Consider the following 21,416-nt stretch of genomic DNA (forward strand, 5'->3'; position numbering starts at 1 on the left):
CGCGTTTCGCGGTCCGCCACGCTCGTGGCGTCGGGGGTGAGGTTCAGTGCAGGAACCACTGCTGGTTGGCGCCGCCGTGGCACGTCCATATCTCCAGCTGCGCTCCGTCGGCCGTGGACGAACCCGGTACGTCCAGGCACTTGCCGGACTGGTCCGAGATCAGCCGCCCGCCCGCGCCCTGGGTCCAGCGCTGGTTGGCGCCACCCGTGCAGGTCCACAGCTGGACCAGGGCTCCGTCGGCGCTGCTTCCTCCCGTCACGTCGAGGCATGCGCCGCCGATGCGTACGCTCCCGTCCGCAGCCGCGGTCCAGTGCTGGGCGGCGCTGCCGTTGCACGTCCACAGGTCGGCCTTGGTGCCGCTGAAGTCCGAACCGCCGTACGCGTCCAGGCACTTGCCGGTGAGGCCCGAGGAGACGGAGCCGCTCAGGCCGCCCGGCTGACGGCGGATGATCGCGGCGATGAGCGCGTGCCCGGGGAAGTCGGTCATCAGGATGCCCGTACGGCCCGAACCGCCGCCGCTCAGGTAGTCCAGCGTCCGCTGGTCCAGGCCGGAGCCGCCGCCGTAGCCACCGGCGACGTCGGCCGGAGTGGCCCCGAACGGGGCGCAGTTGGCGGAGGTGTAGGTGATGTACAGGGCGCCCGAGGAGTCGCCGGCCGCCTTGGCGAGGTTGGCCCGGGCCTCGTTCCACTTGGTGTCCAGGCCGCACTGGGTCCAGTCGTTCTCCACGTACTGGCCCCAGTCGCCGCTGGTCAGCTGCGTCAGCCCGTAGCCGCCGTAGACCTGCCCGCGGGGTCCGGTGAACTGGGTCAGCACGATGCGGCCGCGGGTCTGCCCGAGCGTGGGTGTCGCCGCGGTGGAGTTGCCGGTCACGGTGGGCGCGTAGAACAGGCCCGGGTAGCGGGACGCGTATCCGTTGAAAATGCGGGTTCGGTCCTCGGTCGTCGTGTTCGACGGGTCGTCGGCGCAGTGGCCGATCGAACCGCTGCCGCTGCCGCCCTCGGTGGTGTCCGCGTCGCACTCCCCGTGCAGGTTCATCAGGACGGTCTCTGTGGGGTGTGCGGCGAGGAAGTCCCGGGTCCTGGCGAGTACGTCGTCGAAGTTGGCGTTCTGGTACACGTCGCTGTGGTGAATGGCGAACGCGGTCCCGCCGTTGACGACGCGTACGCGGATGTCGATCGCCCTGATTCCGGCGTTCAGTTGGGCCGTGAGGGTTGCCGCGCTGTCGCCGTGGTTCTCCTGGGCCTCGTACGCGGACGGGAACAGGGAACCGCCGTGGATGGCCAGCGTGTCGTGTGTGCCCGGCAGCGACATGTTCCCCAGGCCGAGGGCGTCGGACGCTCCGCCCATCCAGTCGGGGTGGCTCTGCGAGGTCAGGCTGTTGAACGCGTCCGTGGACGTCGAGGGCTGCGCCATGGCCGTACCGCCGGGGCCGAGTAGTGCGACGACCACAGTGGCCGCCGCGCAGGCGACGGCTCCTCGCGCCCGCCCGAGAGGTCTTCGCGGCAGCCGCCACGGGGCCCTTCGCGGCAACCGGGCACGCTTGGGAACGCTCATCATCAGCCTCCGGACGGCAGTCTCCGACCCCCGTGCAGCGGCAAGAGTGGACTACACCAATCGCACGGTCAAGACGCCCGGTGACCCTGGCTGAAACAGGTCCCACGGCATCAGGCGGGATCGTTCGTGGAGGGGCTTGCGCGGACGACTACTTGGTCGCCGCGCGGTCCGAACAGATGCAGGATCTCTACGGCGTTGAGGTCCGCCGGGCCGAACCAGTGCGGTTCCCTGGTGTCGAACTCGGCCACTTCGCCGGGACGCAGGGTGCAGTCGCGTTCTCCGAGGATCAGGCGCAGTTCGCCCGCCAGAACGTAGAGCCACTCGTAGCCGTCGTGGGTGACAAGTTTCGGCTCGCGGGGAGAAAGCACCTGCTTGAACACCTGCACCCGGCCCGGGTACTGGGTCAGGGGCACGAGGACGCTGCCGTTGCTCTTGCGCAGGGGCTTGAGGTGAACCCGGGGGTCACCGCTGGCCGGTGCGGCGACCAGTTGGTCGAGCGCGACGCGGTGCGCATGCGCGAGCGGGATGAGCAGATCCAGGGTCGGGCGCCGTTTGCCCGACTCCAGACGGGACAGCGTGCTCACCGAGATCCCGGTCGTCACCGCGAGCGACTCCAGCGTGAGCCGCCGGTCCCGGCGCAGGGTGCGCAGCCGGGGTCCGATGCCGTCGAGTATCTGTTCCAGCTCCTCGTCCATGGAGCCATTGTGCGGGCTCGTTTTGCGGTCTTCGCAAATTCGATGGGTCGCTGCCGCGGTCCGGCCGGAGCATGGCCGGGCAGATGCTCCCGGATGTGAGAGGTGGGCCATGACCGCGACGATTCAGCCAGTTCAGCCCGTAAAGCCCGTTGAACTCGCTCAGCCCGTTCTGAGTGCGCGCAGGCGCTGGACGGTGCTGGCCGTCTGCTGCCTGAGCATGTTCCTGGTGGGCCTGGACACCACCATCGTCAACGTGGGCCTGCCCGCCATCGGGCGAGGCCTGGACGTCGGGACCCGTGGTCTCGAATGGACCGTGGACGCCTACACCCTCGTCCTGGCCGGCCTCCTGGTCTCCTCCGGTGCGCTCGCCGACCGGTTCGGACGCCGACGGGTCTTCCAGTCCGGACTGGTCGTGTTCGGCGCGGCCTCGCTGCTCTGTGCGGTCGCCCCTTCGGTGGGTGTGCTCATCGCGGCCCGTGCCGTTCAGGGGGTCGGCGCCTCGATGCTCAGTCCCGTGGCGCTCGCGATCGTGGTGAACGCGATGCCCGACCCCAAGGAGCGAGCGCAGGCGATCGGTGTCTGGGCGTCGGTCTTCGGGCTCAGCATGGCTGTCGGCCCCGTCACGGGCGGCGCTCTCATCGAGGGGCTCGGGTGGCGGTCGGTGTTCTGGATCAATGCGCCGGTCATCGTCGCCGCGCTGGTGCTCAGCACGGTCTTCGTGCCCGAGTCCCGGGCGCCGCGGGCCCGCCGGCTCGACCTGCCGGGACAGGCCCTGCTGGCCGTGGTCATCGGGGTCTCGGTCGGTGTTCTCATCGAGGGGCCGCACATCGGCTGGACATCGGCCACGGCGCTGGCCGCGTACGCGATCGCTGCCCTGGCGGCGGTCGGGTTCGTGTGGGCGGAGTCCCGTCGGCCCGAGCCGCTGATGGACCCGCGGCTCTTCCGGCGTCCGGCCTTCAGCAGCGCGGTGCTGGGCGCCGTGGCGGTGTTCGTCGCCCTGAACGCGACCCTGCTGCTCAACACCCTCTACCTCCAGCACACGCGGGGCTGGACACCACTGGCCGCCGGGGTGGCGACCCTGCCCATGGCCGTCGGAGCGACGGTCTGCGCCCCCGTGTCCGGCCGGCTGGTCGGTCGTGTCGGCCCGCGGCTGCCGCTTGTCCTGGCGGGCGGATTCATCACGGCGGGCGGGCTCTGCCTGGTCGGGCTCGATCAGCACACGAACGTACGGCTGCTCCTGCCGGCCTACTTGCTCATCGGCATCGGGTTCGGCTTCGCCAACGCGCCGATCACCAACACCGCGGTGAGCGGGCTGCCTCCGGCCCGGGCCGGTGTGGCGGGAGCGATCACGTCCACCGCGCGCCAGTTCGGCTCCGCGCTCGGTATCGCCGTCGCCGGCGGGCTGGTCACGGGGGTCGGGCCGGCGAGGCTCGCCCATGCGTCCCGCCCGGGCTGGGTCCTGGTCGCGGCCTGCGGACTCTTCCTGTTCCTCGTGGCCCACGCGTCGCGCCCGCGGAAGGACACCGCCGACACGGCATCCCCGCAGGTGAAGTGAGCCGCACGGGGCCACCGCACCCGCGAGGTGCCCGGCCGGGTGTGCGCGGAAGCCGTTCCTGCTCAGGCGCACTGCCCGACCGGGTACCGGCCCGTCAGCCCGTACGCCACGGCCGTGCCTGCCGTGGCCGTACGACCGTCTGCCGAATCGGTGGTGCGGCCCGTCAGAACTCCTCATGCACCTCCGGATCCCCGCCCATACGCTTCTCCGGACGGTCGGCGATGGCCCCCATCTCGGCGAGGGAGAGCTCGAAGCCGAACACGTCCAGGTTCTCGCGTTGGCGCCCGGGATCGCCGGACTTGGGGATCGGGACCGCGCCGAGCTGGGTGTGCCAGCGCAGCACTGCCTGGCCGGGCGTCACTCCGTGGGCCTCGGCGACCGCGGCGACGGCGGGGTCGTCCAGCAGCCGGGTGCCGCGGCCCAGGGGGCTCCAGCCCTCGGTGAGGATGCCCTTCTCGGCGTGGAAGGAGCGCAGTTCGTCCTGCGGGAGGAAGGGGTGCAGCTCGACCTGGTTGACGGACGGCAGGACGCCGGTCTCCTTTTCCAGTCGTTCGAGGTGCTCGGGCGTGAAGTTGGAGACGCCGATCGAGCGGACCAGCCCGTCCTCGCGGAGCTTGATCATCGCCTTCCAGGAGTCGACGTACTTGCCGACGCGGGGGAGCGGCCAGTGGATCAGGTACAGGTCCACGTACTCCAGCCCGAGACGCCTGCGCGACTCCTCGAACGAGGCGAGCGTCTCCTCGTAGCCGTGATGGCGGCCCGGCAGCTTCGTCGTGACCACCACGTCCTCGCGAGGGACGTCGCTGCGGGCGACACCATGGCCGACCCCGGTCTCGTTGCGGTAGTTCGTCGCCGTGTCGACGAGGCGATAGCCCATGGCCAGGGCGTCGCCCACCGCCTGCTCCGCCTGTGCGTCGTCCATCGGCCAGGTGCCCAGCCCGAGGGCGGGAATCCTCGTACTGTCGTTGAGCGTGTGCGCCCGGATGCTGATCACGATCGGCCCTTCCCATTGACTGTGCGGTACAGCCAGTATGGGCGGACTCGCCGCACGGAGCCGGGCGGACGGCGCGAACGAAGTGGACGGTGTCTGCGACGAGCCTGCGTCGACGGCGGCGGGCGTGCGCCGCGCCGGGCCGGGGCTGTCCGTGACGCCGTAAGAGACCGGGAATCACGGGTGCCGTCGGCATGCCGGAAATTTGCGGCGGTTATTGTGGCGGAACCGATCGGACGTGAACAAGGTTGCCGGAGGCTGGGCTGTGTCGGACGAGGGACGGCTCGTCGCCGGGCGGTACCGGCTGGTGGAGCGGATCGGACAGGGCGGCATGGGCACGGTCTGGCGTGCCCAGGACGAGGTCCTGGACCGGCAGGTCGCGCTCAAGCGACTGCACGAGCACCCGCATCTGAGCCACGACGAACTCGCCACCGTGTACGAGCGCACCCGTCGCGAGGCGCGCAGCGCCGCCCGGATCGCGCATCCGCACGTGGTCGTGGTCCACGACGTCGTGGACGACGACGGACTGCCCTGCATCGTCATGGAGTACATCCCCTCCGCAACGCTCGCGGACCTGCTCAAGGGCGGCCGGACCCTGCCGCCCGAGGAGGCCGCCCGCATCGGGGAGGGCATGGTCGCCGCGCTGCGCGCCGCGCACGCCGCCGACGTACTGCACCGGGACGTCAAGCCCGGCAACGTCCTGCTCGCCGCCGACGGCCGCGTCGTCCTCACCGACTTCGGCATCGCCCTGACCACCGGAACGTCCACGCTGACCAAGACCGGCGAGATGGTCGGTTCCATCGACTACATGGCGCCTGAGCGGATGCGCGGACGCACCCCGGGCCCGGCCTCCGACCTGTGGGCGCTGGGAGCGACGCTCTATCAGGCGGTGGAGGGCAGGCCCCCGTTCCGCAAGGTCACGGCGGTCGAGACGGCGTACGCGATCGCCGTCGACCCGCTGCCGCCGATGAAGCAGGCCGGAGCGCTGGAGCCCCTCATCGAGGCGCTGCTCGTCAAGGAACCCGACGAGCGGCCGAGCGCCGAGCAGACGGAACGGGCACTGCGCGTCGTACGGGAGGGCGGGCCGATGGCCGCGGCCGCGCCGACGGTCCGCGCCCGGCAGGGATTCGGGGACGGGAACGGCCCGCTGGACGGGAACGGCTTCGGAGATGGTGGGGTTGCGGCCACCCGCGTGGCACCGGAGCCGACCACGCCCGAGGGACCCGACGCCGACCGGACACGGGACGGAGGCGGCCGCCGACGCCGCGGCGGCAAGCGGCGCGGGCCACTCCGCGCCGTCGTGGCCGTGACGGCCGTGGCCGCGGCCGTGGCGGGCGGCCTCTACTACGCGCTCCACGGCGACGGGGGCGGGGGCGCGGGGGCCTCCGCCTCGGCCACGCCGACGTACACCCCTCCGCCCGTGCCCCAGGGCTACCACCTCGTCAGCGACAAGGGCCTCGGTGTGTCCTTCCCGGTGCCGGACGGGTGGAAGGCCAGGACGAAGACGTCCGAGCAGGTCAAGTACACCGACCCGTCCGGCCTGGCGGAGCTCACCATCGGCATGGTGGATCCCGCGGGGCCGAACCCCGTGACGCACTTCGAGAGCATCGAGGCGAACACCAAGGTCAACTATTCGACCTACCGCAAGCTGCGCCTGGAGAAGACCTCGTACCGCGAACTGCCCGCAGCCGTCTGGGAGTTCACCTTCCAGGGACGGGCCCGGCTGTTCCGTGCCATCGACTTCGGCTTCGGACGCGAGGGCGGCCGGGAGTACGACCTCTACCTCTCGGCGCCCGACGCACGCTGGGACACCTACCGTCCTGTCTTCGACAAGGCCAAGGACGGGTTCACCACGACGAACGCGGGGTGAGGTGCCGTCTCCGCCGGATGAGCGGAGCACCGCGGGCGAGGGCCACGAAGCGGTAACGGTGGGCAACTGTAGGGGACTTGGGGCGGTCTAGTCCGCCATGAAGGTCTCTTTCTTGATACACAACGCCTACGGGATCGGGGGCACGATCACCACCACGTTCAACCTGGCCCAGGCGCTGGCCGAGCGCCACGACGTGGAGATCGTCTCCGTGCTGCGGCACCGCGAGGATCCGAACTTCACCCTGGACCCGAGGGTGTCGCTACGGCCACTGGTGGACCTCCGCCACGAGCAGGAACATCCGCTGTACCAGCGGCCGGCCCGGGTCTTTCCCGCCGCCGAGTACCGCTACCAGCAGTACAGCGAGCTGACCGACCAGCGGATCGGCGCCTACCTGGAATCGACCGACGCCGACGTGGTCATCGGCACCCGGCCCGGGCTCAACGTGCACCTCGCCCTCCAGGCCCCGCAGCACGTCGTGCGCCTCGGGCAGGAACACCTCACCCTCGACAACCACCCGCCGGCGCTGCGCACCGCTCTGCGCCGCGCCTACCGCCGGCTCGACGCGCTCACCACGGTCACCGAGGCGGACGCCGCCGCCTACCGGCGCAAGATGCGGCTGCCCGGCGTCCGTGTGGAAGCACTTCCGAACAGCGTTCCCGATCCCGAACTGCCCGTCGCCGACGGCACCGCGAAAGTGGTCGTCGCGGCCGGCCGGCTGGTCCCGGTGAAGCGCTACGACCTGCTCATCGAGGCGTTCGCCCTGGTCGCGGCCGAGCACCCGGACTGGAAGCTGCGCATCTACGGCAAGGGCGAGGAGCACGACAGGCTGCGCCGCCTCGTGACGGACCTGGCGCTGCACGACAACGTCTTCCTGATGGGCGCGGCGGCCCCCATGGAGGCGGAGTGGGTCAAGGGCTCGATCGGCGCGGCCGCCTCCAACTTCGAGCCGTTCGGCATGACCATCGTCGAGGCGATGCGCTGTGGACTGCCGGTGGTCAGCACGGACTGCCCGTACGGCCCGGGCGAGATCATCGAGGACGGTGCGGACGGCCGGCTGGTGCCCGTGGGGGACCGTGACGCGATGGGCGCCGCCCTGCTGGAACTCGTCCGCGACGACGAGAGGCGCCACCGGATGAGCCGCAGGGCCGTCGAGAACGCGGGACGGTTCGCCCCGGGCCCGGTGGTGGCGCAGGCCGAGCGACTCCTCGACGAGGCGATCGCGGCGAGGAAGGGCGGCCGACGCGTCGCACGGGAACGCGGCCGGATGAACGGCGTCCTGGTCAGCCAGGGCTTCGCGGCCCGCGACGCCGCCCGTGCCGCGGTCGGCAGTGCACTGCGCACGGTACGGAGGGGGCGGGGATGAGCGCGCAACGCGAGGCAGAGGCAGAGGCGACAGTGGGAGAAGGGGCGGGGACCGGAGTGCAGCGCGACGCGGAAGGGACGGCGACGAGAGCGCAGCGCGCCGTACGGCCGCGGGTCGGCTGCACGGTCGACGCCGACGGCCGCATCACCTTCGGCCTGCCGCTCCCCTCGGCGAGCCGGCCGCAGCTCCTGCTGCGGCTGCGCCCCAAGAAGGGGCAGCCCGAGAAGACCCTTCACCTCCTCGACCTGGAACCGGCCGGAGGCGAGCGCCGGCGGGCCGTTCTGGAGCCGCGGCCCGCACTCGCGGAGGGCCGCTGGGACGTCTACCTGCTGCGGGAACCGGGAGGGGAGCGAGAGCGGCTGCGCCCCGGGCTGCGGGATCTGCGCTCCCTGGTCGACGGACACGTCCGTGACCGGCCGTCGCCGGTGGCCGTCCGGGTCCCGTACGTCACCAAGGACGGCTACCTCGCGCTGCGGGCCTGGCTGCGCACCGCCCACGCGGAAGCCGACGGCATCGTTGTCACGTCCGGGTCGACGACAATGACGGTCAGGGCCCGCCTGCACGGCGCCACGCTCGCCGATGGAGCCGCCGTACGGCTGCGGTTGCGGGGCGGGGACGGCGTCGTACGGACCCTCGGGGCGCGGGCCGAGGGCGACGGACGGGACTTCTCCTTCACGTTCGACTGCGAGGAGCTGGCTACCGGGGGCGGTGGCAACCGTGTCTGGGACGTCTTCGTCCGGCCTGCGGCGCAGGCCCCGCTCGTGCGGGTCGCCCGGCTGCTCGACGACGTGGCGGACCGCAAGGAGATCTTCGTGTACCCGGCGGCCACGGTCGGCGCTGCCCTGGTGCGCCCCTACTACACCGTCGACAACGATCTTGCCGTGGAGGTGCGGACGGCGGACTGACCCACGCCTGACGGGAGGCGGCCTCAGCGTCCAGGGGCGGGAAGCGGCCTCAGCGGGTCCAGTGAGGGGAGGACGCCTGCCGGTCCGCGTCGGAGGAGTCGGCCGTCTCCGGGCCCGGTGCCTGCGAGCCGTTCCCCTCCGAGCCGTTCCCCTCCGAGCCGGGCCCGTCCGGCTCGGTCCGGCGGGAGGACTCCTCGGCGGGCCCGAACCGGTGCCACAGGTGGCGGCCCAGCAGGGCGCCGCCGTAGATCACGAATCCGACGCCGGTGAACCAGGACTCCACCACCAGGATGGTGCCCACGGCGCCGTAACTGATCGCGTTCGAGGCGACGAGTGGCGTGAACACCAGGGTGGAGAACCATCTGAGCCCGACGAGGCCGGCCATGGTGGCGACGGCGCCGGGGAGCAGTTCCCGGCGCCGGACCCGCCGACCGAGGAGGAACCGCGGTCCCCACCAGAAGAACAGCAGGCCGGTCACCGAGCCGAGGACGATGCGGGCCGTGCCCTCCAGGACCGTCCTGGTCTCCACCTGGAGGTAGAGATACAGGGTCAGCATGCCGAGCCAGACGGTCTGCCGCCAGATCCGGTGCCACGGCCGGGTGGTCAGCCCCCAGATCTTCTCGTAGCCGTTCTGCACGCTCGACGCGAAGGCCAGGCCGAACGGTGCGAGGAGCGCGACGCTCCAGACCGTGGCGGTGTCGACCACCTTGCGGGGCGGACTGACGACATGCGTGACGGCGTGCGCGGAGCGGCCCGACAGGCCCATCCCGTCGACCAGCCACAGCGCGAATCCGCCGTGCCCCAGCGGATCGGCCGCCGCCACCACGATCAGCAGCGGCGCCAGGGTGACCAGGGCGAACGTGGCGAATCCCATGGAGCGGTGCAGCAGCTCCAGCTCCTTGCCGCGCCGGAGGAGCTCGGTGAGGCCGAGCCGCTGCCATCCGCCGTGGGCCCTGCTCCCCGGCCGGTTCACGGGTGTCTCCGTACCCGGGGGCGGGCTCGCGGGCCGGCCGCCCCGCTCGCTTCGCCGACGCACGCCTTGTCGCTCACACCGTCCGGCTAACCAGGAATGCGCAGGTGAATCCTGCGTCGCCCGGCCGGAACCGGTTCAGCGGGCGCTCACCGGTGTCGCCACGCTGTTTTGGGGTAGGGGGCCCGCCTCGGCGGCCCCTCAGCGGACCGTCGGTGTGGGCGCGGGTGAGGCGGTGTTCACGTTCAGGTCCGGGCGGGGCTTGAGTACGAGGATGGGGGAGCCCGGCTGCGGGGCCGGCGGGGTCATCTGGTCCTTGGGGAGCTTGGGCGGGGTGGTCTGCTGGAAGTTGACCTGGTCGAAGTTGACCAGTCCGGTCTTCTCCAGAACCGTGATGTGGTCGAGGACGGTGGAGTTGGCCTGTACGGCCAGCTGACGCACCAGGGAGTTCTTGGTGTTGGCGCGGATCTTGGCGATGACCGGGAAGATCTGGCCGTGCGTCACACGCATGATGTTGACCGCGGTGGAGTCGAACTCCTTGCCGTTGGCCGCGGACGCCGTCGCCACGAACTGCTGCTGCTGCGGGGACGCCTGGTTCGGCAGGGTGATGCCCAGCTCGGGTGCGATCTTGCGGCATGCGGCGTCGAGCCCGGCGTGCCCGACGATCAGGTGCCGGCCCGCCTCCTTCATCTCCGGAGTCGTGCCCTTCTGCAGCGCTATCTCACCGAGGGGGTACTCCCACAGCCCGGCCGCACGCACCTTCACCACGAAGTCGCGGTCCGCCTCGGTGAGCGGCCCCCACTGGGTGTTGGCGATGATGCGGTCCTGCGAGCTGGACGTCGTCTGGACCCCGAGCATGGCGGGGTACGCGAGGGCGGTGAGGGTCAGCCCCAGCGCGCCGAACACGAAAACGGACCCTGCCACGTTACGGGAGATGGGCATGACGCCTCCGACCTTGAGCGACTCGTACGCCCAGGGATACGGATGTGCCGCACGGATCCATCATCGAGCAGAGAAGATTTTGCGCTCTGCTCTGTGCGGTGTGTCACATGAGGTGAGAGATCCAGTGGGCGGTCAGGGTTCCCGCAGCCGCGCCGGCGGAGAGCTCAGAGGCGCTGGGCGGGCCAGTCGAGCAGCCGGGCACCGATGACCGCGGTCTGGAGCGTGTAACGGTGCGCCGGGTCGGCCGGGTTGGCCCCGGTGAGCTGGTGGATGCGTTCCAGCCGGTAGGTCAGGGCGCGCACGCTCAGGGACAGCCTGCGGGCGGCCTCGGCGGCCACGCAGCCGCAGTCGAAGTAGGCGGCGAGGGTGGCCAGGAGCGGCCCGGCGCCACCACGGGCGCCGGTGAGCGGGCCGAGGGCGCTGAGGACGAGATCGGCCATGGCCTGGCGGTCACGGGTGAGGACGGGGTAGACGAGCAGGTCGGCGGCGTGCAGGACGGGATCGTCGAGCTCCAGGCGATCGGCCAGGTCGAGGGCGTTGAGGGCCTCCTCGTAGGACTGGACGACACCGCCGGCGCCGGGCTGGGCGCGGCCGATGGCGATGCGTCCGCCCTCCGTGGCCGCGTACGCCTGCTTGGCGAAGTAGGCGAGCACGTCGTCCTGGTCGCCCGGGGCGATGCACAGCATCCGGCCGTCCTTGGTGGTCAGCAGGATGCTGCGGTCCCCGAAACGGGCGATGAGGGACTGTTCCACCTGGCGCGACGCCGCGGCGCCCTCGTCGTACGCGAGCGGCCCCTGGGCCACGGCGACGGCGTGCGTGTGGGACAGCCGCAGGCCGAAGCGCTCGGCGCGCTCGGCGAGGCGGCCCAGATCGCTGCGGCCGTACAGAAGATCGTCGATGAACTCCCGCCGTGCCGCCTCCTCCTGGCGGACGGCGACGCGCTGGGCGCGTTCGTAGCCCTCGGCGAAGGCGTCGATGACCTGCTGTACAGCGGCGAGGGTGCTGTCGGAGGAGCCGGGCGTGTCGGGCCAGGCGACGCGGGTGGCGGTCAGGTGCGCGGTGATGAGGACACGCAGGGTGTGGCCCGCGTGGGCGGCCTGTTCGCCGAGGGCGCGCCGTGACTCGATCTCGTCGCGGGTGAGACGCCGGCCGGTGGCCGAGACGTCCGCCAGGAGCTGGGCATAGCCGTCCAGATACTGCCCAGGTATGTCCCGCTCCGTCACTTCGCCCCCGGTTTCCTGATGCCCCGGTGACGTTTTCTTGACGGTCACCGGCATGCAGACCCTAGTGAACACTGCCGGAAACCGGCAATGCGAGGGCGAGTTCAGGGCATGCAGGATGGCCCGAGGGGAGCACGGCGGATGGTTTCGGTGCCGGACACCGGCAGGGTGTACGGCACCGAAACCCGGAGGGGAGCCGTGCACGGCAAGGAAGGTCGGGGGTGGGGTGAGTGAGTGCGTTTCTCGCGGCCTCCGTCGGCTTTCCGACCGTCCTGTTCACGTCGGCCCTCATGGTGGTCGTCGCCTTCTGGCTGCTGGTGGCCATCGGCGCCGCGGAGTCGCACGGCTTCGACGCCCACGCCCATCCGCACGCCCCCGCCCTGAGGTTCGGCGGGGTGCCGGTGACGATCCCGTTCTCGCTGCTGACGGCGTTCGCCTGGTTCCTCAGCCTCAGCGCCACCGTGCTGCTCGACCCGCTGATGCCCTCGGCCCTCGTCCGCGGTCTGACCCGGCTGGCGATCCTGGCGGCCGCGCCGCTGCTCGCCTGGCGGCTGACCCGCCTGCTCGTACGGCCGCTGCAGCGCCTCTTCCCCGACGGCCCCGGGCCCTCCCGCCTGGACTTCGTCGGCCTGACCTGCACCATCCGCACGGGCCGGGTGGACGCCGGCTTCGGGCAGGCCGAGGTCGCGGCCGCGGACGGTTCCACGGCGGTGGTCCAGGTCCGCCAGACCGCGGGTGAGGTGCTCGGCAGCGGCTGTACGGGACTGCTGTACGCCTACGACGAGGCCGGCGAGTTCTTCTGGGTCGCGCCCTACGACACCGCGCTCGATCCGCGCGGGCCGACGTGAGCGCGGCGCCCGAGTACGTCACCTGAGCACTTCGCCCTGTTACGCCTTCGCACTCTTCTGCTTCTGTCCCCAAGGACTCTCATGGATGCCATCACCGTGGGTCTCGGCGTGCTCGTGGCCGTGGTCCTGCTCATCATGATCACGACGCTGCTGATGATCAGCACACTGTTCCGCAAGGTGGAGCAGGGGCGGGCGCTGATCATCTCCAAGACGAAGAAGGTCGACGTCACCTTCACCGGCGCCGTCGTCCTGCCGGTGCTGCACAAGGCCGAATACATGGACATCTCGGTGAAGACCATCGAGATCCGCCGCACCGGCCGCGAGGGGCTGATCTGCCAGGACAACATCCGCGCCGACATCCACATCAGCTTCTTCGTCCGGGTCAACAAGACGGTCGAGGACGTCATCAAGGTGGCGCAGGCGATCGGCACGCAGACCGCGAGCGACGCCGCGGCGATCCAGGACTTCTTCGCGGCGAAGTTCTCCGAAGCGCTGAAGACCGTCGGCAAACAGCTCGACTTCGTCGACCTCTACACCAAGCGCGAGGAGTTCCGGGACCGGATCATCCAGGTCATCGGCACCGACCTGAACGGCTACCACCTCGACGACGCGGCGATCGATTTCCTGGAGCAGACGCCGATGTCGCAGCTCGACGCGGCGAACATCCTCGACGCCCAGGGCATCAGGAAGATCACCGAACTGACCACGGTCGAGCATGTGCGCACCAACGAGTTCCAGCGCACCGAGGAGAAGGAGATCACCCGGCAGAACGTCGACGCCAGGGAGACCATCCTCGAACTGGAGCGCCGCCAGGCCGAGGCGGAGATCAAGCAGCGCCGCGAGGTCGAGACGCTGCGGGCCCGCGAGGAGGCCACCACGGCGAAGGTGCAGGAGGAGGAACGCCTGGGCGCGCAGACCGCGTTCCTGCGCACCGAGGAGCATCTCGGTGTCCAGCGCGAGAACCAGGCGCGGGAGATCGCCGTCGCGCAGAAGAACCGTGAGCGGGTCATCGCCGTCGAGAACGAACGCATCGAGAAGGACCGGCTCCTCGAGGTCATCGCCCGGGAGCGCGAGACCTCACTGTCCGGGATCGCCAAGGACAAGGAGGTCGAGGCCGAGCGCCGCGAGGTCGCGGACGTCATCCGGGAGCGGATCGCCGTGGACCGCACGGTCGCCGAGCAGGAGGAGGCCATCAAGAAGCTGCGGGTGGTCGAGGAGGCCGAGCGCGGCCGTCAGTCGGTGATCATCGCGGCGGAGGCCGAAGCCCAGGAGAAGCTGGTCAAGGACATCAAGGCGGCCGAGGCGGCGGAGGCCGCCGCCAAGCACCGCGCGGCCGAACAACTCACCCTCGCCGAGGCCCGGTTGAAGTCCGCGGACCTCGACGCCCGCGCCAAGCTCCGGCTCGCGGAGGGCGTCCAGGCGGAGAGCGCAGCGGCCGGCCTCGCCGAGGTCCAGGTGCGCGACAAGGAGGCCGACGTCATCGAGAAGGCGGGCCGCGCCGAGGCCGAGGCCACCGGAGCGCGGATGCGCGCCGAGGCGGAGGGCACCGAGGCACGGCTGCGCGCGGAGGCCGAGGGCGCACGGGCCAAGGCGCTCGCCGAGGCCACGGCCATCGGGGAGAAGCTCAAGGCCGAGGCGGAGGGTCTCACCCAGAAGGCGGCGGCGATGGCCGCCCTCGACGACGCCTCCCGCGGCCACGAGGAGTACCGGCTCCGCCTGCAGGCGGAGAAGGAGATCCGGCTGGCCGGGCTCGACGCCCAGCGGCAGGTCGCCGAGGCGCAGGCCACCGTCCTCGCGACCGGCCTGGAGAACGCCGACATCGACATCGTCGGCGGCGACTCCGTCTTCTTCGACCGGCTGGTCAACTCGGTCTCTCTCGGCAAGGGCGTCGACGCCTTCGTGGACAACTCCGCGACCGCGCGGTCGCTGGCCGGGCCCTGGCTGGACGGCTCGTCGAGCTTCCCCGACGACCTCGGCCGCATCCTCGGCTCCGTCTCCACGGCCGACGTGCAGAACCTGACCGTCTCCGCGCTGCTGATGGGTCTCATGAAGTCGGGCGGCGGCGCGAACGCCGGTCAGCTGCGGCAACTCATGGACAAGGCAGGCGAGTTGGGTCTGTCCGACCTGCCGCTCACCGCGTTGAACGGCAGCGCCAGGGTCTGACCGTCACCGCCGGGTCCGGGGCCGCCGCACAGGGGACGGCGGCTCCGGGCCTCTCGTCCGCACCCCATCCGCTCCTTGCCCGAAGGGAAGCCGATCCATGGCAACCGGCCCGGTCACCGGTCCGTACGAGGTGCTCCGCGACCGCCTCGCCGCACAGGCCGCGGACCTGGCCCGGCGCGCCGAGGCGCTCAACGCCCGCCGTGTCGAGGAGTTCGGCTCGATGCGGCTCACGCTGACCGGGACGGAGCGGCTGCTCACCGAGCACCAGTGCGTGCCCCGGGACATCGTCTGCGTCGGCGACAGGCTCCTGTTCGGCTCCAACGTGTTCCTCGGCTCCAGGCCCGAGACGGCCGTCGGCGATGTGTTCGCGCTGTACGACCGCGACCTGAACCGGCTGCCCGAGGACGCGGTGCCCGGCCTCCTCGACGACCCCGGCTTCGTCCGTGAGTTCGCGGCGCTGTACCGCTACTACCGGCAGGCACACCTGCTGCAACTGCGCCACGTGGACGGCGGGTTGCTGGCCGTCTTCCGGACCGGTGAGGAGCCGGGCGACATCCGGGTCCTGCGCTGGAGCCTCACCGAGGACGGCCGGGCCACGTTCCGCGACGCCCAGGGCGAGCGCGATCATGTCTTCCCGCCGTCGCACGACTTCGCGTGGACGGACACCACCCGCGACGACCACGTCCTCGGCCGCCACCCGCATGTCTCCATCCAGGGCGAGGTCTTCGTCGACACGGTCGGCGGCAGTCTCACCGTCAAGACCGAGGACAACACCGAGACCGGCGAGGGCGTCCACGCGGAGCCGGTCGACGAACCGCTTCAGTCGCTCGCCGACGCGGACATCGCGTACGCGCGCGTGGGCGCCCTGATCGTCCTGCGCATTCGCCCCTACAAGGAGGAGGCGTGGCGCCACCTGGTGTTCAACACACTCACCAAGGAGGTGGTCCGCCTCGACGGCATCGGGCAGTCCTGCCGCCGTCTTCCCGAGGACCAGGGCATCGTCTTCCCGGGCGGCTACTGCCTGGCCACCGGCGGCCACAAGACCTTCGAACTCAACACCGCGGAGCTGGCGTTCGAGCGTGAGGTGCGCTCACCCAACGGCGAGGACGTGCTGTTCGCCTACCACGCGCGCGCCGCGGGCCGCAGCCTGCTCCTCCCGTACAACATGATCCGCAAGGAGATCGCGACTCCGCTGTCCTGCCACGGCTGGGCGCTCCTCGACGACGGTACGCTCGTGGTGCTGCGCGCGGACCCTGCGGCAGGGGCGGACGAGCCGGCGCGCGTGCACCCGCTCCAGCTGTGGATGTCCCCGTACGTCTCCGACACCCACGCCGCCACCCACCCCACCGGCACCGGGCCAATGTCCCGCATCGGCAACGCCGACCTGGTGCGCGGCATCTCCGACTGCCTCTCCCTGGCCGGCTCCGTCACCGGGACGACACCGACGACCGAGGTGTACGAGGCGCTGCGCGCCGCCTGCGTCCGCGCTGCCGACACCTACCACTGGCTCGGCGATCCCGAACTCGGTGACCTGCGTGCCCCGTTGGACGCCATGCGTGTCACCACCGAGCAGGTGGTGGCGGAGTTCGACACCGTCCGGGCGCTCACCCGGCAGGCCGCCGAAGCGCTCGCCGAAGCCGCCGGACGCCTGACCGCACTCGTGCGACGGCTGCGCGGCGAGGCTCCCCGTGACGCGGCCGGCTGGGTGGCCGGCCTGAGCGAACTACGGCGCACCCAGGGACAGTTGCTGAATCTGAAGGAGCTGCGTTACGCAGACACGGACCGTATCGACCAGCTGGCCGCCGAGGCCGGGGCGGACCTCGCCGGCTTCGGGCAGCGCGCCGTGGCCTTCCTGGCCCGCGAGGACGCCTTCACCGCCACCCACCAGGACTTGGAACGGCTGGTCGCGGACGCCGCATCCCTCCCCACGGTCGCCGAGGCCGCACCCCTCGCCGCCCGCCTCGACGACCTCGCCCACGGCCTGCGCACCGTGACCGAGGTCGTCGCCGGCCTCGACATCGGCGACGCCATCCTCCGTACGTCGATCCTGGAACGCGTCGCCGAGGTGCTGGCGGGCATCAACCGTGCCCGCGCCTGCCTCGACGCCCGCCACCGCGAACTCCGTGACCGCGAGGGGCGCGCCGAGTTCACCGCCGAGTTCGCGCTGCTGGGCCAGTCGGTCACGAGCGCGCTGGCAGTGGTGGACGGCGAGGAGTCCTGCGACGAACAACTGGCCGCCGTGCTCGTTCAGTTGGAGAACCTCGAAGCCCGCTTCACGGAATTCGACGACTTCCTCGGCGAGCTGGCGGACAAGCGCACCGAGGTCTACGAGGCCTTCACCGCCCGCAAACAGTCCCTCGCCGACGCCCGCGCCCGCCGTGCCGAACAGCTGGCCGCCGCCGGCGGCCGGGTCCTGGACACCGTGGCCCGCCGGGCCGCCGCTCTCACCGGCGCCGACGAGATCAGCACCTACTTCGCCTCCGATCCGATGGTCACGAAGCTCCGCCGAACTGCCGACGAACTGCGCGGACTCGGCGACCCGGTAAGGGCGGAGGAACTGGACGGCCGCCTGCAGGCCGCCCGCCAGGAGGCGACCCGCGTCCTGCGCGACCGCACCGATCTGTACGCCCACGACGGCCGCACCCTGCGCCTGGGCCGCCACCGTTTCGCCGTCAACACCCAGCCCCTCGATCTCGCCCTGGTCCCGCACGGCGACGGCCTCGCCTTCGCCCTCACCGGCACCGACTACCGCGCCCCGGTCACCGACCCCGACTTCGCGGCCACCCGCCCCTACTGGGACCGCCCGCTGCCCTCGGAGTCCCCGTCCGTCTACCGCGCCGAGCACCTGGCCGCTCGTCTGTTGGCCGAGCACGGCCCTGCCGCCCTGGCCGACGCCGACCTGCCCGCACTCGTACGCCGGGCCGCGCAGGCGTCGTACGACGAAGGCCACGAACGCGGCGTGCACGACCATGACGCCACCGCGATCCTCACCGCGCTGCTGCGGTTGCACGAGGGCGCAGGGGCCCTGCGTCACGAACCCGCCGCACGCGCCGCCGCACAGCTGTACTGGGCGCACGCCACCACCGCCGAGCAGCGGCAGGGCTGGACGCGGCGGGCGGTGTCGCTGGCGCGGGCCCGGGAGACGTTCGGGCTCGCCCCGGCGATCGCCGACTTCCAGGCGGAGCTGGCGGCCGTGACCGGTGGGCCGGCCGCCGCGTACCTCTTCGAGGAGCTGACGTCCGGACCGGAAGGGTTCGTCATCAGTTCCGGCACCCGCACGCTGCTCGACAAGTTCCGCCGCACGGTGGGCACTTCGGCCTACGACGACGACCTCGCCGTACTTGACGGGCTTGACGCCCGCCGCCAACTGGTGGAGGCCTGGCTGTCCGCGTACACGACCTCCACCGGCACGGACCTCCCACCCGGCGACCTCGCCGAGGCCGTCGCCGCCGAACTCTGCCCCGACCTCGTCCGCTACGAGTCCGACGCGCCGCTCACCGCCACCGTGGACGGTCTGCTCGGCACCCACCCGCGCCTCACCGGCCGATCGCTCACCTTCCGCATCGACGAACTCCTCGCCCGCACACGCGACTTCCGCGCCACCGAGGCCCCCGGCCACCGTACCTACGCCCGCCGTCGCACCACCCTGGTCGCCGCGGAACGCTCCCGTCTGCGCCTCGACGCCTACCGTCCCCGAGTGCTGACGACGTTCGTGCGAGGCCGCCTCATCGACGAGGTCCATCTGCCGCTCATCGGCGACAACCTGGCCAAACAGCTCGGTACGACGGGGGAGTCCCGGCGTACGGACACCGGGGGCCTGCTGCTGCTCGTCTCCCCGCCCGGCTACGGCAAGACGACCCTCATGGAGTACGTCGCCGACCGCCTCGGCCTCCTCCTCGTCAAGGTCGACGGGCCCGCGCTCGGCCACGCGGTCACCTCGCTGGACCCGGCCGAAGCCCCGAACGCCACGGCCCGCCAGGAGGTCGAGAAGATCAACTTCGCGCTGGAGGCGGGCACCAACACGCTCCTGTACCTGGACGACATCCAGCACACCTCGCCGGAACTGCTGCAGAGGTTCATCCCGCTGTGCGACGCCACCCGCCGGATCGAGGGCGTGTGGAACGGCGAGTCGCGCACCTACGACCTGCGCGGCAAGCGCTTCGCGGTCTGCATGGCGGGCAACCCCTGCACCGAGTCGGGCGCGGTCTTCCGCATCCCCGACATGCTTGCCAACCGGGCCGACGTGCGCAATCTCGGTGATGTGCTGACGGGCAAGGAGGACGTTTTCGCGCTCAGCTTCGTCGAGAACGCGCTCACCGCCAACCCGGTGCTCGCCCCGCTCGCGAGCCGCGACCGCACCGACCTCGACCTGCTGCTCCGGCTGGCCGCCGCCGATCCCACGGCCCGCGCCGACCGGCTCACCCACCCCTACGCCCCCGCCGAACTGGACCAGGTCCTCGCCGTCCTGCGCCATCTGCTCACCGTCCGGACCACCGTCCTCGCCGTCAACGGGGCCCATATCGCCTCCGCCGCGCAGGCCGACGCCACCCGCACCGAACCGCCCTTCCGGCTCCAGGGCTCCTACCGCGACATGAACAAGATCGCCCAGCGCATCCAGCCGGTCATGAACGGCGCCGAGCTCGCGGCCGTCCTCGACGACCACTACGCGGCCGAGGCCCAGACCCTGACCACCGGCGCCGAGGCCAACCTGCTGAAGCTGGGCGAGCTGCGCGGCACGCTCACCCCCGAACAGGCCGACCGGTGGGCCGAGTTGAAGGCAACGTACGTCCGCACGCAGGCCCTCGGCGGCCCGGAGGCCGATCCTCTGGCCCGGGCGGTCGCCGCCCTCGGCCTGCTGGCCGACCGGGTCGCCGCTGTCGAGTCCGCCATCATCCGCGCGACCGGCCCCGCCACGGGTCAGACGAGGGCGAAGTAGCGCAGCCACACATAGCCGAGGGAGATGGTGACCGTCACCGCGGTCACCACCAGTCCGTACTTGGTGAACTGCCAGAAGGAGATGGGCTGTCGGTTGCGTTCGGCGATGCCGAGGACAACGACGTTGGCGGACGCTCCGATGGCGGTCGCGTTGCCGCCCAGATCGGCGCCGAGGGCGAGGGCCCACCACATGACATGGCCGTTTGCACCCATGTCATGGACCAGGTCGTTGGTGATGGGCGCCATGGTGGCGACGTAGGGGATGTTGTCCACGATCCCCGACAGCACCGCCGAACCGCCCAACAAAGCCATGGAGCCGCCGAGTTCACTGCCTCCGATGACGTCCGCGAGCCCTTGCGAGATCCGGCTGACCACGCCGGTGTCGATCAGTGCGCCGATCATGACGAAGAGTCCGGCGAAGAAGGCGAGCGTGGGCCACTCCACCTCAGCCAGCACGTCATGGGTGTCGACGGCGGCGACGGCGATGAGGAGGCCCGCACCGAGCAGGGCCACGACGCTCGGTTCGTAGTGCAGCACCGGGTGCAGGACGAACCCGGCCACCACCAGGGTCAGCACCACCAATCCCTGGACCAGCAGACGCCGATCACGGATGGCCTCACCCTCCTTCAGTGCCATGATCTCCGCGGCGCGGTCCTCGTCGTAGGCGAAGGTCGAGCGGAACATCACCCGGCACAGGGCGAGCAGCACCACCACCAACACCGCGGCGAGCGGGGCGAGATGGACGAGGAAGTCGTTGAAGGTCAGACCGGCGCGGCTGGAGATGATGATGTTGGGCGGGTCACCGACCAGCGTCGCGGTGCCGCCGATGTTCGCGGCCATCACCTCCGCGATCAGGAACGGCGCGGCGGGCAGTGCGAGCCGCTCGCACACCAGCAGGGTCACCGGGGCGACCAGCAGAACCGTGGTCACGTTGTCGAGCAGGGCGGACGCCGATGCCGTGATGACCACGAGCATGGCCATCACCCGGAACGGCCGGGCGCGGGCGCGCTTGACCGCCCAGATCGCCAGGTACTCGAACATGCCTGTCTTCTTGAGCACGCCGACGATCATCATCATGCCCATCAGCAGGAAGATGACGTTCCAGTCGACGCCGGAGTCCTCGGAGTAGAACGCCGAGACGTCGTCCGTCGCCCCGATCGCCAGCATCAGCCCAGCGCCGCCCAGGGCCACGGCGACCCGGTGGACCTTCTCGCTGATGATGAGGGCGTACGCCCCGACGAAGACGACGATCGCCGCCCAGCCGTGCCAGTCGTTCACGATTCTCCGCCGAAGTGCCGCCGGGAAGAGGGAGTTGTCCCCTCCTCGCCGACCAGACTTCCCGGCACACCGAGGGCACCTTACTCGTCCTTGACGCTTCTCTCACAGCCTCCTGACGCGCAGCAG

General features: G+C 71.2%; 14 protein-coding genes. 7 read left to right on the forward strand and 7 right to left on the reverse strand.

What is annotated here, in order from left to right:
• Nucleotides 1-43 precede the first annotated feature (43 nt).
• On the reverse strand, nucleotides 44-1,414 hold the full coding sequence (locus tag ACN6LB_RS11235; RefSeq protein ID WP_445025686.1) for a phosphatidylinositol-specific phospholipase C domain-containing protein: 1,371 nt from the start codon (nucleotides 1,412-1,414) through the stop codon (nucleotides 44-46).
• Between the two features lie 251 nt (nucleotides 1,415-1,665).
• Complete coding sequence (locus ACN6LB_RS11240; protein WP_445025687.1) at nucleotides 1,666-2,250, reverse strand: helix-turn-helix domain-containing protein; 585 nt, start codon at nucleotides 2,248-2,250, stop codon at nucleotides 1,666-1,668.
• A gap of 109 nt (nucleotides 2,251-2,359) precedes the next feature.
• Here ACN6LB_RS11240 and ACN6LB_RS11245 point away from each other — a divergent pair, with 109 nt between their 5' ends.
• Complete coding sequence (locus ACN6LB_RS11245) at nucleotides 2,360-3,805, forward strand: MFS transporter (RefSeq protein ID WP_445025688.1); 1,446 nt, start codon at nucleotides 2,360-2,362, stop codon at nucleotides 3,803-3,805.
• A gap of 163 nt (nucleotides 3,806-3,968) precedes the next feature.
• Here the strand turns inward: ACN6LB_RS11245 and ACN6LB_RS11250 are convergent, their stop codons facing one another.
• On the reverse strand, nucleotides 3,969-4,799 hold the full coding sequence (locus tag ACN6LB_RS11250; protein WP_445025689.1) for an aldo/keto reductase: 831 nt from the start codon (nucleotides 4,797-4,799) through the stop codon (nucleotides 3,969-3,971).
• 262 nt (nucleotides 4,800-5,061) lie between these two features.
• Between ACN6LB_RS11250 and ACN6LB_RS11255 the strand changes: the two genes are divergently transcribed.
• The 3 genes from ACN6LB_RS11255 to ACN6LB_RS11265 all read left to right on the forward strand — a co-directional run bounded on the left by ACN6LB_RS11255 (nucleotide 5,062) and on the right by ACN6LB_RS11265 (nucleotide 8,934).
• Nucleotides 5,062-6,666, forward strand: coding sequence for a protein kinase domain-containing protein (locus ACN6LB_RS11255; protein WP_445025741.1), 1,605 nt, complete (start codon nucleotides 5,062-5,064; stop codon nucleotides 6,664-6,666).
• A gap of 97 nt (nucleotides 6,667-6,763) precedes the next feature.
• Nucleotides 6,764-8,029: a glycosyltransferase family 4 protein gene (locus ACN6LB_RS11260; RefSeq protein WP_445025690.1), complete on the forward strand. Its 1,266-nt coding sequence runs from the start codon at nucleotides 6,764-6,766 to the stop codon at nucleotides 8,027-8,029.
• On the forward strand, nucleotides 8,026-8,934 hold the full coding sequence (locus tag ACN6LB_RS11265) for a transferase (RefSeq protein WP_445025691.1): 909 nt from the start codon (nucleotides 8,026-8,028) through the stop codon (nucleotides 8,932-8,934). The genes ACN6LB_RS11260 and ACN6LB_RS11265 overlap by 4 nt, the downstream gene beginning before the upstream one ends.
• A 49-nt stretch (nucleotides 8,935-8,983) precedes the next feature.
• Here the strand turns inward: ACN6LB_RS11265 and ACN6LB_RS11270 are convergent, their stop codons facing one another.
• The 3 genes from ACN6LB_RS11270 to ACN6LB_RS11280 all read right to left on the reverse strand — a co-directional run bounded on the left by ACN6LB_RS11270 (nucleotide 8,984) and on the right by ACN6LB_RS11280 (nucleotide 12,069).
• Entirely contained in the window at nucleotides 8,984-9,907 is a 924-nt protein-coding gene (locus tag ACN6LB_RS11270) for a ribonuclease BN (protein WP_445025692.1), read from the reverse strand.
• A 198-nt stretch (nucleotides 9,908-10,105) separates the two neighbouring features.
• Entirely contained in the window at nucleotides 10,106-10,846 is a 741-nt protein-coding gene (locus ACN6LB_RS11275; RefSeq protein ID WP_356137580.1) for a DUF4142 domain-containing protein, read from the reverse strand.
• Between the two features lie 164 nt (nucleotides 10,847-11,010).
• Nucleotides 11,011-12,069: a PucR family transcriptional regulator gene (locus tag ACN6LB_RS11280; protein WP_445025693.1), complete on the reverse strand. Its 1,059-nt coding sequence runs from the start codon at nucleotides 12,067-12,069 to the stop codon at nucleotides 11,011-11,013.
• 227 nt (nucleotides 12,070-12,296) lie between these two features.
• Here ACN6LB_RS11280 and ACN6LB_RS11285 point away from each other — a divergent pair, with 227 nt between their 5' ends.
• From ACN6LB_RS11285 to ACN6LB_RS11295, 3 genes are all read left to right on the forward strand, one after another.
• Nucleotides 12,297-12,914, forward strand: coding sequence for a hypothetical protein (locus ACN6LB_RS11285; RefSeq protein ID WP_445025694.1), 618 nt, complete (start codon nucleotides 12,297-12,299; stop codon nucleotides 12,912-12,914).
• Nucleotides 12,915-12,995: 81 nt separating this feature from the next.
• Entirely contained in the window at nucleotides 12,996-15,077 is a 2,082-nt protein-coding gene (locus ACN6LB_RS11290) for a flotillin family protein (protein WP_445025695.1), read from the forward strand.
• Between the two features lie 97 nt (nucleotides 15,078-15,174).
• Nucleotides 15,175-20,013, forward strand: a complete 4,839-nt coding sequence (locus ACN6LB_RS11295; RefSeq protein WP_445025696.1) for a DNA repair ATPase — start codon at nucleotides 15,175-15,177, stop codon at nucleotides 20,011-20,013.
• Here ACN6LB_RS11295 and ACN6LB_RS11300 read toward each other — a convergent pair.
• Nucleotides 19,995-21,290 carry an ArsB/NhaD family transporter gene (locus tag ACN6LB_RS11300; protein WP_445025697.1) on the reverse strand — a complete coding sequence of 432 codons (1,296 nt, stop codon included), beginning with the start codon at nucleotides 21,288-21,290 and terminating at the stop codon, nucleotides 19,995-19,997. The genes ACN6LB_RS11295 and ACN6LB_RS11300 overlap by 19 nt on opposite strands.
• Nucleotides 21,291-21,416: the final 126 nt, after the last annotated feature.

Source organism: Streptomyces sp. SAS_270, from assembly GCF_052543295.1.

Bases quoted from the DNA above. Each gene is read 5' to 3' on its own strand.
- ACN6LB_RS11245 (WP_445025688.1), top strand. From the start codon at position 2,360: ATGACCGCGACGATTCAGCCAGTTCAGCCCGTAAAGCCCGTTGAACTC.
- ACN6LB_RS11235 (WP_445025686.1), bottom strand. From the start codon at position 1,414: ATGGCGCAGCCCTCGACGTCCACGGACGCGTTCAACAGCCTGACCTCG.
- ACN6LB_RS11275 (WP_356137580.1), bottom strand. From the start codon at position 10,846: ATGCCCATCTCCCGTAACGTGGCAGGGTCCGTTTTCGTGTTCGGCGCG.
- ACN6LB_RS11240 (WP_445025687.1), bottom strand. From the start codon at position 2,250: ATGGACGAGGAGCTGGAACAGATACTCGACGGCATCGGACCCCGGCTG.
- ACN6LB_RS11290 (WP_445025695.1), top strand. From the start codon at position 12,996: ATGGATGCCATCACCGTGGGTCTCGGCGTGCTCGTGGCCGTGGTCCTG.
- ACN6LB_RS11265 (WP_445025691.1), top strand. From the start codon at position 8,026: ATGAGCGCGCAACGCGAGGCAGAGGCAGAGGCGACAGTGGGAGAAGGG.
- ACN6LB_RS11260 (WP_445025690.1), top strand. From the start codon at position 6,764: ATGAAGGTCTCTTTCTTGATACACAACGCCTACGGGATCGGGGGCACG.
- ACN6LB_RS11295 (WP_445025696.1), top strand. From the start codon at position 15,175: ATGGCAACCGGCCCGGTCACCGGTCCGTACGAGGTGCTCCGCGACCGC.